The 12,135-nt window shown below is 61.4% G+C and carries 13 protein-coding genes; 7 read left to right on the top strand and 6 right to left on the bottom strand.

Features of this window, described 5'->3' with window-relative positions:
- Window positions 1–41: 41 nt before the first annotated feature.
- Window positions 42–593, bottom strand: coding sequence for an RNA-binding protein (locus Q1W40_RS10380; protein ID WP_300711584.1), 552 nt, complete (start codon window positions 591–593; stop codon window positions 42–44).
- 229 nt (window positions 594–822) lie between these two features.
- Window positions 823–2,025, bottom strand: coding sequence for an ammonium transporter (locus tag Q1W40_RS10375; protein WP_300711582.1), 1,203 nt, complete (start codon window positions 2,023–2,025; stop codon window positions 823–825).
- Window positions 2,026–2,253: 228 nt separating this feature from the next.
- Between Q1W40_RS10375 and Q1W40_RS10370 the strand changes: the two genes are divergently transcribed.
- The 3 genes from Q1W40_RS10370 (at window position 2,254) to metW (ending at window position 4,692) form a co-directional block, all read left to right on the top strand.
- Window positions 2,254–2,817: a TMEM165/GDT1 family protein gene (locus tag Q1W40_RS10370; RefSeq protein WP_300711580.1), complete on the top strand. Its 564-nt coding sequence runs from the start codon at window positions 2,254–2,256 to the stop codon at window positions 2,815–2,817.
- A gap of 133 nt (window positions 2,818–2,950) precedes the next feature.
- Entirely contained in the window at window positions 2,951–4,111 is a 1,161-nt protein-coding gene (locus tag Q1W40_RS10365; protein ID WP_300711578.1) for a homoserine O-acetyltransferase, read from the top strand.
- Entirely contained in the window at window positions 4,108–4,692 is a 585-nt protein-coding gene (gene metW, locus Q1W40_RS10360) for a methionine biosynthesis protein MetW (protein WP_300711576.1), read from the top strand. Before Q1W40_RS10365 ends, metW begins: the two co-directional genes overlap by 4 nt.
- 35 nt (window positions 4,693–4,727) lie before the next feature.
- Here the strand turns inward: metW and Q1W40_RS10355 are convergent, their stop codons facing one another.
- Genes Q1W40_RS10355 through Q1W40_RS10345 form a run of 3 tightly spaced genes read right to left on the bottom strand, consistent with a single transcriptional unit; the run spans window position 4,728 to window position 7,199 of the window.
- Window positions 4,728–5,264, bottom strand: coding sequence for a VOC family protein (locus Q1W40_RS10355; protein WP_108323806.1), 537 nt, complete (start codon window positions 5,262–5,264; stop codon window positions 4,728–4,730).
- Window positions 5,265–5,286: 22 nt separating this feature from the next.
- Window positions 5,287–5,520, bottom strand: coding sequence for a DUF2783 domain-containing protein (locus Q1W40_RS10350; RefSeq protein WP_300711573.1), 234 nt, complete (start codon window positions 5,518–5,520; stop codon window positions 5,287–5,289).
- Between the two features lie 11 nt (window positions 5,521–5,531).
- On the bottom strand, window positions 5,532–7,199 hold the full coding sequence (locus Q1W40_RS10345) for an FAD-dependent oxidoreductase (RefSeq protein WP_300711571.1): 1,668 nt from the start codon (window positions 7,197–7,199) through the stop codon (window positions 5,532–5,534).
- Window positions 7,200–7,391: 192 nt separating this feature from the next.
- Between Q1W40_RS10345 and Q1W40_RS10340 the strand changes: the two genes are divergently transcribed.
- The 3 genes from Q1W40_RS10340 to Q1W40_RS10330 are packed head-to-tail and all read left to right on the top strand — an operon-like array spanning window position 7,392 to window position 9,551.
- Entirely contained in the window at window positions 7,392–8,174 is a 783-nt protein-coding gene (locus tag Q1W40_RS10340; protein WP_300711569.1) for a FadR/GntR family transcriptional regulator, read from the top strand.
- 40 nt (window positions 8,175–8,214) lie between these two features.
- Window positions 8,215–9,009 carry an SDR family oxidoreductase gene (locus Q1W40_RS10335; RefSeq protein WP_300711567.1) on the top strand — a complete coding sequence of 265 codons (795 nt, stop codon included), beginning with the start codon at window positions 8,215–8,217 and terminating at the stop codon, window positions 9,007–9,009.
- A complete protein-coding gene (locus Q1W40_RS10330) occupies window positions 9,006–9,551 on the top strand; it encodes a lipocalin family protein (RefSeq protein WP_300711565.1) in 546 nt (181 codons plus the stop codon). The genes Q1W40_RS10335 and Q1W40_RS10330 overlap by 4 nt, the downstream gene beginning before the upstream one ends.
- A gap of 12 nt (window positions 9,552–9,563) precedes the next feature.
- Here Q1W40_RS10330 and Q1W40_RS10325 read toward each other — a convergent pair whose 3' ends face one another.
- Window positions 9,564–9,992, bottom strand: coding sequence for a c-type cytochrome (locus tag Q1W40_RS10325; protein WP_300711563.1), 429 nt, complete (start codon window positions 9,990–9,992; stop codon window positions 9,564–9,566).
- A 183-nt stretch (window positions 9,993–10,175) separates the two neighbouring features.
- Here Q1W40_RS10325 and Q1W40_RS10320 point away from each other — a divergent pair, with 183 nt between their 5' ends.
- The gene (locus Q1W40_RS10320) at window positions 10,176–12,086 is read left to right on the top strand and encodes a PhoX family phosphatase (RefSeq protein WP_300711561.1); all 1,911 of its coding nucleotides are present in this window, start codon (window positions 10,176–10,178) and stop codon (window positions 12,084–12,086) included.
- Window positions 12,087–12,135: the final 49 nt, after the last annotated feature.

The raw sequence follows: 12,135 nt of genomic DNA, 5'->3' as shown, positions 1-12,135 counted from the left end.
TCAAGATTCAGCAGCTGAGTGTTCTCAGCCGCGGGCGTGAATCAGTAACCGCCGCCGTAGCCGCCGCCGCCTTCGCGACGACCGCCACCATTGCCGCCGCCGTTACCGCCACGTGGGCCAGCACCGTAGGGGCTGCGGAAACCGCCGCCGCCACCTTCACGGCCACCGCCGTAACCGCCGCCGCCTTCGCGACCGCCGCCGTAGCCACCGCCGCCGCCTTCACGACCGCCACCGTAGCCACCGCCGCCGCCTTCACGACCACCGCCGTAACCGCCGCCGCCTTCACGACGACCGCCGCCAAAGCCGCCACCGCCACCGAAACCACCGGTGCGGGGAGGACGTGCTTCCATTGGGCGGGCTTCGTTGACCACCACATTGCGGCCACCCAAAGGCTGACCGTTCATGCCATTGATCGCAGCTTGCGCTTCGTCATCGCTGCCCATTTCCACAAAGCCGAAGCCTTTGGAGCGGCCAGTGTCACGTTCCATCATGACTTTGGCGCTGGTCACAACACCGAACTCGCCGAAAGCTTGTTCCAGATCGCCGTCACGAACCGAGTAAGGCAGGTTGCCGACGTAAAGTTTGTTGCCCATGAAAGGGACTCCTCAAAACACAGAGATAAAAGCGATGGAGCTCTGAAAGCGCATTCAACAAACCTTGAAACATCGGAAGGAAGGCGAAACTGATCTGGTCACCGCAAACAATGCGTTGCTGTTTTTCTACAGCAACGCTCGTCCATTATGCGCCATAAAACAAAAAAAGATGCAAGGGGTATCCCCGCAAAGCGCGCCATGGTTGGCTTTCCAACACAGTGCGCTGGATTTACCAGCTCACCTCGCGGTCGGGTGTGGCACTGATTTTGTGCACTGTCAGGTCAGCGCCTTCGTACTCTTCTTCAGGACTGAGTTTCAGGCCCAAAGTGACTTTCAGCAGGCCATAAACCACAAAGCCACACAACAGGGCCCAGGCAACACCCATCACCGTGCCGATCAATTGGGCCGTGAAATTCACGCCACCCAGACCGCCAAAGCTCTGCAGACCAAAAATGCCCGCAGCAATGCCACCCCAGGCGCCACACAGGCCGTGCAGCGGCCAGACACCCAAAACGTCGTCAACCTTCCATTTGTTTTGGGTCAATGTGAACATGATCACAAACAGAGCACCGGCCACAGCGCCCACAGCCAATGCACCAAATGGGTGCATCAAGTCAGAGCCCGCGCAAACAGCGACCAAGCCTGCCAAAGGGCCGTTGTGCACAAAGCCAGGGTCGTTTTTTCCCAACAGCAAAGCGGTCAAAGTGCCCCCGACCATGGCCATCAAGGAATTGACGGCCACCAAGCCCGAAATCTTGTCCAGGGTCTGTGCACTCATCACGTTGAAACCGAACCAGCCCACGATCAAAATCCAGGCACCCAGCGCCAAGAAGGGGATGCTCGATGGTGGATGCGCCGACACCTGACCGTCTTTGCGGTAACGGTTGTAGCGCGCGCCAAGCAAAATCACTGCAGGCAAAGCGATCCAGCCGCCCATGGCATGAACGACCACCGACCCTGCGAAGTCGTGGAACTCGTCACCGGTGAAGGCTTTGATCCAGGCTTGCACGCCAAAATGCTGGTTCCAGGCAATGCCCTCGAAGAAGGGATAGACGAAGCCGACGATCACGGCCGTGGCAATCAGTTGGGGCCAGAACTTGGCCCGCTCGGCAATGCCACCGGAAATGATGGCGGGAATGGCCGCAGCAAAGGTCAGCAGGAAAAAGAACTTGACCAACTCGTAACCATTCTTGGCTGCGAGCACCTCAGCGCCCACAAAGAAGCTGGTGCCATACGCCACGCCGTAGCCGACCACAAAATAAACCACGGTAGAGACCGAGAAATCCACCAGGATCTTCACCAGTGCATTGACTTGGTTCTTTTTGCGAACTGTGCCCAGCTCCAGAAAGGCAAAACCGGCATGCATGGCCAAGACCATGATCCCGCCGAGCAAAATGAAGAGCGCGTCTGCGCCCTGTTTCAGTGCATCCATCACTGTCCTCTTTGATTTTTGATTTAACTTGGTGCGGAAAAAGCCATCTCTGGCGTTTCGCACCATTTGCAAGCACAAACCATGCCCAATTTGATGCAAACGCGCATTTTGAGGCCACCTTTAGTGCACACGCCACCGATCGCCCCGCTCACAACAGCGGCCTCTGCGTCTCGTAAGATCGGGTTTTTACCGCTGACGCACAGGCCATGACCTGCGCCTGAAAATCACATGGAAGCCTTCCTCGTCTCTACCGGCATCGTGGCCTTGGCCGAAATGGGTGACAAAACCCAGCTGCTGTCACTGGTGCTGGCGGCCCGTTTTCGCAAGCCCTGGCCCATCGTGCTGGGCATTCTGGTGGCCACGCTGGCCAACCATGGGCTGGCCGGTGCCGTGGGCAGCTGGGTCACCACCGTGCTGGGCCCCGATGTGCTGCGTTGGGTGCTGGGCGGCTCGTTCATCGCCATGGCCGTGTGGATGCTGATCCCCGACAAGCTCGACGACGAAGAGGGCAACGACGCGCAGCGCATGGGCGTCTTCCTGACCACCGTGGTGGCCTTCTTTCTGGCCGAGATGGGCGACAAAACACAGATCGCCACCGTGATGCTGGCCGCGCAGTACCAGGCCTGGTTCACGGTGGTGGCCGGGACCACGCTGGGCATGATGCTGGCCAACGCGCCAGTGGTTTGGCTGGGCGATGCCATCACCAAACGGGTGCCGCTGCGCCTGGTGCACATCGTGTCGGCGGTCATTTTTGCCGTGCTGGGCACAGCCGCACTGCTCGGCTGGGGCTGATTTATACTTGCAGGGCGCCGATTTGCTCCAGCTTGCGGGCGCAGGAATCCTGAGGATTCCAAAATGCAGCTAAAGAGGTCGAGCCCAACCCGGTATCGCTTCTTCAGCGTTATCGGGTTTTTTCATTTTCGCCATGCGCTTGATTGCCACACCACAGTCGATGAGCTTTGAAGCCGCTTTGCCCTTGCAAAGCGGTGCGTCCATCCGTGGCTATTCGCTCAGTTACGAAACCTACGGCACGCTCAATGCCGACAAGTCCAACGCGGTGCTGATCTGCCACGCGCTCAACGCCTCGCACCATGTGGCCGGCGTCTATGCCGACCAACCCAACAACACCGGCTGGTGGGACAACATGATCGGCTCGGGCAAGCCACTGGACACCGACCGCTTTTTTGTCATTGGCGTGAACAACCTGGGCTCTTGCTTTGGCTCCACGGGCCCCATGCACGTGAACCCCGACACGGGCCGTGTGTACGGCGCCGACTTCCCGGTCGTCACCGTGGAAGACTGGGTCAATGCCCAAGCCCGGCTGCTGGACGCGTTGGGCATTGAACAACTGGCTGCGGTCATGGGCGGGAGCCTGGGCGGCATGCAGGCCCTGAGCTGGACGCTGCAATACCCCGAGCGCATGAAGCACGCGGTGGTGGTGGCCAGCGCCCCCAACCTGAACGCAGAGAACATCGCCTTCAACGAAGTGGCGCGCCGCGCCATCGTGACCGACCCGGACTTCCACAACGGCCACTTTTACGCGCACGGCGTGGTGCCCAAGCGCGGCCTGCGCATCGCCCGCATGATCGGCCACATCACGTACCTGAGCGATGACGTGATGAACGAGAAGTTCGGCCGCGAATTGCGCAACGCCGTCAACAGCGAAACGGGCTACAAATACTCCACACAAGAAGTAGAGTTTCAGATCGAAAGCTACCTGCGCTACCAGGGCGACAAGTTCAGCGAGTACTTTGACGCCAACACCTATTTGCTGATCACCCGGGCACTCGACTACTTCGACCCGGCCCGCGCTTTTGGCGGCGACCTGTCCAAGGCGCTGGAGCGCGCAGTTTGCAAATTTTTGCTGGTGAGCTTCACCACCGACTGGCGCTTCTCGCCGGCACGCAGCCGCGAAATGGTCAAGGGCCTGATCGACAACCGCCGTGATGTGAGCTACGCCGAGATCGACGCGCCGCACGGGCACGACGCCTTCTTGCTGGACGATGAACGCTACATGAACTTGGTGCGCGCCTACTTCGAGCAGATCGCCCAAAGCCTCACACCTGCCATCGGAGGTGCCGCATGAGCGACCCCTTGATCATGCAAGCCATTGCCCGCCTGGTGCCGCGTGGCGCACGCGTGCTCGACCTGGGCTGTGGCGACGGCGCCTTGCTGGCCCACCTGCAAAAGCACAACGGCTGCACCGGCTACGGTGTGGAGCTGGACGACGCCAATGTGCTGGCCTGTGCCCAGCGCGGCGTGAACGTGCTGCAGCTCAATCTGGACCAAGGCCTGAAAGTCTTCGCCGACCAGTCGTTTGACGTGGTGCTGCAGATCGACACCTTGCAACACCTGCGCAACGCCGAAGTCATGCTGCGCGAAACCGCCCGCGTAGGCAAGATCGGCATCGTGGCCTTCCCCAACTTCGGGCACTGGTTCAACCGCCTGAGCGTGTTGCGCGGCCGCATGCCCGTCACCAAGCGGCTGCCCTACCAGTGGTACGACACGCCCAACATCCGCGTGGGCACCTACGCCGACTTTGCCGATCTGGCCCGCAAGAACCAGCTGCAAGTGCTCGATTCATTCGGCCTGCAACATGGCCAGGAAGTGCGCGTCTTGCCCAACCTGATGGCGGGCACGGCGGTCTTCAAATTGCAGCGCAGCTGAAATGCAGCGGGCGCAAGCCGCACCCGCCACCCAACTCAAGCCGTGAATTCCTGATCGTGCATCCAGGCCGCGTGTTTGGGCGCGCGTTTGGTTTTTGCCCATTCTTCCAGCATGTCCCATTTGCAAGCGTCGAGCTTTTGGTACATCTCGGGCGTGCCCACATCGGCCGCCAACTCCAGGCGGTGGCCATTGGGGTCAAAAAAGTAAATGCTCTTGAAGATGGTGTGGTTGGTCGGGCCCAGCACCTCCACGCCATTGGCTTGCAGTTGCGCCTTGGCTTCTTCAAGCGCCTGCAGGCTGTCGACCTGGAAGGCGATGTGCTGCACCCACTCGGGTGTGTTGGTGTCGCGGCCCATATCGGGGGAATTGGGCAGTTCAAAAAATGCCAACACGTTGCCGCCACCGGCATCCAGAAAAACGTGCATGTACGGATCGGGCGCCTTGGTCGACGGCACCAGGTCTTCGGCGATCGCCAGCACAAAGTCCATGTTCAGGTTTTTGACATACCAGTCGACCGTGGTCTTGGCGTCTTTGCAGCGGTAAGCCACGTGGTGAATGCGGTTGATTTTCATGGGGGTCTCCTTGCGCAGGGTTTCAGCCAGCCACGCGGGCTTGTTGCAAAGCCTCGCGCAAAACTTTCAAATCGCCAATGTGATTGGCCAACAACAGGATCAAACGCGCATTGAGCGCTTCACTTTGTTCATCGCTCAAGCCATTGTGGGCTTCAATCAGGTGTTCGTAAAACTCGTCACCCGGCGAAAAATCACGGAAGAAGCGGCGGCCCGCCTCGTGAAAGTGGGGGTCGGTTTTCAGTGCAGTCGTGCTCATGTCCATCTTCCTCAGGCTTTGCAAATGGCGCGGGCCACAGCGGCTTGCACGGCCGCTGGGTTGAACTGGCGCCAGCGGGCCAGCACATGCTGATCAGGGCGCAGCAAATACGCCGTACCGGTTTGTGCGTCGTAGCGCTTGGCCACCCAGCCTTGCACATCGACCAGAACGGCAAGGCCAGGCACAGTCAGCGCTGTGGGTGACACGATCAAGGTGTGCACCTGCACAGCGCCTTGTTTCAAGGCTTGCAGCGTGGCCAAAGTGTCAGCACTGGGTGCGGCATCGACAAACAGCAGGCACTGGAAACCCTTGCCCACCTGATCGAGCAGCCAGGCGTCTTGTCCGTTCACTTGCACGGGCGCATCGTCCATCGGTGCGCCGGGCACCATCTGGCCCGCAAACACATCGGCATCGGGCGTGTTGAGCACCGAATGGGTCAGAAAGGACGGCACCGACAAACGACCCGAGTTCACCAGCTTGCGTGCAAAGGGATGGTGCTTGGCCAGCGCCAGCACCTCGTTGCGGAAGGTCTTGCTGGTGCGGCTCTTGGGCGTGATGAAGTCGGTCGAGCGCGTCGAGTTCATGATGTTCTCGTCGGCCGCAAATTGGCGGTCGTGCGCGTAGGTGTCGAGCAGCCTGTCACCCGCCTGGCCCTTCATGACCAGCGCCAGCTTCCACATCAAATCGTCCACATCCTGGAAGCCCGAGTTGGCGCCGCGTGCGCCAAAGGGCGAGACCTGGTGCGCCGCATCGCCCACAAACAGCACGCGGCCGTGGCGGAAGTCGGTCATGCGGCGGCACTGGAAGGTGTAGATGCTGACCCACTCCAGCTCAAACGGGCGCTCGTCGCCCAGCATGGCCTGCAGACGCGGGATGACTTTTTCGGGCTTCTTTTCTTCTTCGGGGTCGGCGTCCCAGCCGAGCTGAAAGTCGATGCGCCAGACGTTGTTGCTCTGCTTGTGCAGCAGCACGCTCTGGTTGGGGTGGAAGGGCGGGTCGAACCAGAACCAGCGCTCGGCGGGGTAATCGGCCTTCATGATCACGTCAGCAATCAAGAAGCGGTCCTGGAACACACGGCCCTCGATGTCCAAACCCAAGTGGCGGCGGATCGGGCTGCGTGCGCCGTCAGCCACGACCAGCCAGTCGGCCTCGATGTCGAATGCGCCGTCTGGTGTCTCGACGGTCAAGGTGGCGTGGTCGTCGTGGCCTTCATCGTGGCGGGTGACGGCAGTGACCTTGTGCTGCCAGCGGATGTCGGCACCCAACTCCAGTGCGCGGGCAATCAGCATTTCCTCGACGTGGTACTGCTGCAGGTTGATCATGCCGGGGCGCTTGTGGCCCGCATCGGGCACCAGGTTGAACTGGTAGACCTCGTCTTCTTCCAAAAAAGTGCGGCCGATGTTCCAGCTCACGCCCAAGCCGCAAGCCTCGTCGGCAATGCCCAGGCGGTCCAAAATTTCGAGCGAACGCTTGGCGTAGCACACCGCACGGGAGCCGACCGAGACGGTCTTGTCGTCGTCAAAGACCACCACCTCCAGCCCCTGCAAACGGGCATCGATGGCCGCAGCCAAACCGACCGGGCCCGCGCCAATGACGATCAAAGGCTTGCGCTGCGGTGGCGTCGTCATCCATTCGGTGGACGCTTTGTACGGATAAATCGGGTTGACGTAAGCACCCATGCGTGGTCTCCGGCCATGTGAAAAAGCACCCCCTCGGTGCGACACCCGTAATTTACTATAGATAAATCAGTTTACCTATCCGTAATTTTAAAAACAGAGGTCAATGCCCTGATTTCAGCGCTGTCACCAGGCTTTCAGCAAAGAAAAACCACTGCGGCTATCCTTTGACTTGTTTCTTTGTATGACAACCCCATGACTCAGCACTTCACCCCCGTCTCCAGCGGTGCGCGTCTGTCCGATCAGGTGGCCGAGCAATTGGCCGCCGAGATCAAGCAAGGCCGCCTGCAGCCCGGCGACAAGCTGCCGACCGAGGCACGCCTGGTCGAGCAATTTCAGGTCAGTCGCACCGTGGTGCGCGAGGCGGTCTCCCGCCTGAAGTCGCTGGGCCTGGTGGACTCGCGTCAAGGCAGCGGCGTGTTTGTGAACAACCAGCTGCCGTTTGCCCCTTTGAACTTTGAAGCCCAGTTGGCCGCCTCTGAAGAAGCGGTGATCCAGATGGTCGAAGTGCGCCGGGCGCTGGAGGCCGAAGTGGCCGGCCTGGCCGCACAGCGGCGCAATGCTGCCGACATCCGCGCGATCACACAAGCCGTCAAGGCGCTGGATGCAGCCGTGCAAGCCGGCCACAACGGTGTGGACGAAGACATGAAATTCCACCGCGCCATTGCCGACGCGGCGCGCAACCCTTTCCTGATTCAAACGCTGGAGTATCTCGGCCAATTCTTGCGCGGCGTGACTCAGGTCACGCGGGCCAACGAGGCACGGCGGGTTGACTTTGCCAAGCAAGTGCAGAGCGAACATCAGGCCATCCTCGAAGCTGTCCAGGCGGGCGATGCGCAGCTGGCACGCCAAGCCGCCGCCACCCACATGGGCAATGCGATCGTGCGCATTCGATGCGCCGACCCGGTGTTCTGGCAACAAGAGGGCGAGCGCCTGGCTCAGCCTCTGGTCAAAGGCGTCAAACGCCACAACAGCTGAAACCCTCTCTTTTCTTTCTCCTGCTTCACAAGGCACCTTCATGGATTTGCAACTTCAAAACCAACACGTTCTGATCACTGGCGGCAGCAAAGGCATTGGCCTGGCCTGTGCGCAGGCCTTCTTGCAAGAGGGTGCGAAGGTGTCACTCGTCTCGCGTGATACCGCCAACCTGGACAAGGCCCGCCAAAGCTTGCAAACGCAATTTCCAGCCGAGCGCATCCACACCGTGGCCGCCGATTTGCGCGACCCGCAAGCGGCCCTGGCGGCGCTCGACTCGGCCGAGGCCGCCTTCGGTCCGGTCGATGTGCTGGTCAATTCGGCCGGGGCCGCCAAACGCACGCCCGCACCCGAGCTGACGCCCGAGGCCTGGCAAGACGCGATGCAGGCCAAGTACTTCACCTACATCCACATGATCAACCCCAGCATCCAGCGCATGGCCGCTCGTGGCCAAGGTGCCGTGGTCAACGTGGTGGGCAACGGCGGCAAAGTGGCCAGCCCCATCCACCTGCCCGGCGGCGCGGCCAATGCGGCCCTGATGCTGGCCAGTGCAGGGCTGGCTGCCGCTTATGGGCCGCAGGGCATCCGCGTCAACGCGATCAACCCAGGCCTGACGCGCACCGACCGCCTGCAAGAAGGCCTGGTGGCCGATGCACGCAACCAAGGCATCAGCACCGAGCAAGCGATGGCCCAAGCCGTCTCGCGCATCCCCCTGGGCCGCATGGCCGAGCCCGAAGAGATCGCCAATGCGGTCGTCTTTTTGGCCTCCGCCAAGGCCAGCTACATCACCGGCATTTGCATGAGCATGGACGGGGCACTCAACCCGATCGTGGTGTGAGGCGCCCCAGCACATGGCTGGCCGGGCTGTGTCTGGGCCTGTGTGCCCTGACGGCTTCGGCCCAAACGCCTGCGCCCTTGGACACGGTGGCTTCCGTGGACGTGCCGCGCTACATGGGCACTTGGTACGAAATCGCCAAGTACCCCAACTGGTTTCAAAAAAAATGCGCCAGCAGCACCAGTGCCCAGTACAGCCTGCAGGCCGATGGCCAGGTGCAGGTGCTCAACCGCTGCAAAACCGCCAACGGTGAGTGGAGCGAAGCCCTGGGCATGGCGCGTCAAATTGGCCGAGCCAACTCACCCCGCCTGCAAGTGCGCTTTGCACCCGCATGGCTGTCGTTCATCCCCATGGTCTGGGGCAATTACTGGATCATCGACCTGGACCCGCAATACCAATGGGTGGTGGTCAGCGAACCCAGCCGCGAGTATTTGTGGATCCTGTCGCGCACACCCGAGTTGCCCGCAGCGACCTACCAGGGCTTGCTGGGCAAACTGGCGGCCAACGGCTTTGACCTGCAGCGCATCCAGCTCAGCCCCCCGTGAAGCCTGCCCAGCTCACTTGACCTGGATGTCTTCGAGGTACTTGAGCAGCGAGAGGATGCGGTCCTGCGCAGACCACTCTGCGGTGCGCGCGGAGTCACCCGGCCGGGTCATGGCGCGCTTTTTGAACACCTGACCCCACACCGGCATTTCTCGCGAACCGTGCGGGCCAGCATCGCCCAGAACGCGCCCATCGATGACTTCACCGATCTGCTCTTGCGGAAACGCACCGCCATTGCGCTTCGCGATCGTCGTCAAATCAGCGGGCGGCTTGACCAAGGCAGAGCGCATCGGACCATCGCCTTTACCCGTCAGGCCATGGCAACTGGCGCAGTTGTCGCGAAAATCAGCGCGCCCCAAGGCGATGGAAGTCTGCGCCCATGACGCAGAAGCGGTGAACAACAAGTTGACTGAAAAAGCCAACAAGGAAAGTGTGTTTTTCATGAAGTCTGCTCGGCAAAGTCAATGCTCACATCCTACAGAGGCCATGCGACCGTTTCCTTGATCTGACGCACACCAAGCTGTCAAGCACCTGGCTTTCACACCCTTGTCATCGCGCCGGGTTATCTTTCGTGCCACTACAGGCCGGATCAACCTAGCACTGGCTTGAATTTCTGGAAAACACCGATGCCCAAAGACTTTTCGACGATGGAAGACAGCAACCGATCGAGCAACCCCTCGATCCATGACTTGATTGCCCACCTGCCCATGGACCGGCGCACGGTGCTGCGCGGCGCGGGCCTGGCCAGCTTGCTGGGTGTGCTGCACCCTTTGTCGGGCTGTGCCAACCTGGCCACAGACAAAGCGCGGTTGGGCTTTACCGCCATCCCACCGGGTCAGACCGATGCGCTGGTGGTGCCCCCCGGCTATGTGGCCCAGGTGATCGCACGCTGGGGCGAGCCCGTGGGCATGGCGGGCAACATGCCCGCATTTCGCACCGACGGCAGCAACAGCGCCGCCGACCAGGCCGTGCAACTGGGCATGCACCACGACGGCCTGGCCTTTTTCCCGCTCAACGGTTCGTCCACCCACGGCCTGATCGCGCTCAACCACGAGTACACCGACGACGGCTTGCTGCACCCCGATGGCTTTGAGCCCATGAACGCGGCCAAGGTCAAGAAGTCGCAAAACGCCCACGGCCTGTCGGTCTATGAGGTCAAGTTCAATGGCCAAGCTTGGGAGATGGTGCGCCCCTCGGCCTATGCACGCCGCTTCACCATGACCACGCCTTTTGACATGTCGGGCCCCGCCGCAGGCCACCCCTTGCTGCGCACCGCCACCGACCCGCAAGGCCGCACCACGCTGGGCACTCTCAACAACTGCGCCAGCAGCGCTACGCCTTGGGGCACTTATTTGTCGGGCGAAGAAAACTGGATGTTCTATTTCGGCGGCGGCAAAGACATCAGCGCCCACCACAAACGCTGGGGCATGAACGAGAAAAGCTTTTACGCGTGGGAGCGTTTTGACGAACGCTTTGACGCCACGAAAAACCCCAACGAGCCCAACCGCTATGGCTGGGTGGTCGAAGTCGATCCGATGGACCCGACCAGCACGCCCGTCAAGCGCACGGCGCTGGGCCGCGCCGCACACGAAGGCGCCTGGGTGGCGCTCACGCAAGACCAACGTGCCGTGGTCTATTCGGGCGAAGACGCCCGCTTTGAATACATCTACAAATTCGTCAGCACTGGCCGCATGCAGCCCGGCGGGGCCAAAGCCAACCGCCACCTGCTGGACGAAGGCACGCTGCACGTGGCCCGCTTCGATGCCAATGGCCTAGGCCAGTGGTTGCCCCTGGTGCACGGCCAGGGCCCACTCACCGCAGCCAACGGTTTTGCCGACCAGGGCGAGGTGCTCATCAAGGCCCGGCAGGCCAGCGACTTGCTGGGGGCCACCAAGATGGACCGCCCCGAATGGCTGGCCATCGACAAGGCTTCGCGCTGGGTCTATTGCACGCTGACCAACAACAGCCAGCGCGGCACCCCGGGCAAGCCCGGCGTGGACGCCGCCAACCCGAGGGCCAACAACACCATGGGCCAGATCATCCGCTGGCGCGAAGCGGGTGACTTTGACGGCCTGACGTTTGAATGGAACCACCTGGTGCTGGCCGGTGACCCGGCCAACGAACGGGCCGAGGCCAAGGGCAATGTGAAGGGCGACATCTTTGGCTGCCCGGACGGTTTGGGCTTCAGCCCCAATGGCTTGCTGTGGATCCAGACCGATGCCCACGCCACCCAGATGTACAAGGGTGAGTTCGCCCGCATCGGCAACAACCAAATGCTGGCCTGCGACACAACCACGGGCGAAATCCGCCGCTTCTTGACCGGGCCGACCAACTGCGAGATCACCGGCGTGAGCTTCACGCCCGATGGGCGCAACCTGTTCATCAGCGTGCAGCACCCGGGTGAAACACCCACCGACCGCAGCGACCCCAAGCTGCCGCAAAAGTATTCGAGCTGGCCGGACTACCAGCCCGATGGCCGACCCCGCTCTGCGAACGTGGTGATCCGCAAAATCGACGGCGGCGTGATCGGGACTTGAAGTCCTTAGGGTAGGTCGGAGCTTCAACTCCGACGCTGACTCAGCACGC

The sequence above is a fragment of the Limnohabitans sp. genome (genome assembly GCF_030158565.1).
Classification (GTDB): domain Bacteria; phylum Pseudomonadota; class Gammaproteobacteria; order Burkholderiales; family Burkholderiaceae_C; genus Limnohabitans_A.
Note: the sequence above shows the minus strand (reverse complement) of the source record. Positions and strands in the feature narration are given on the sequence as shown.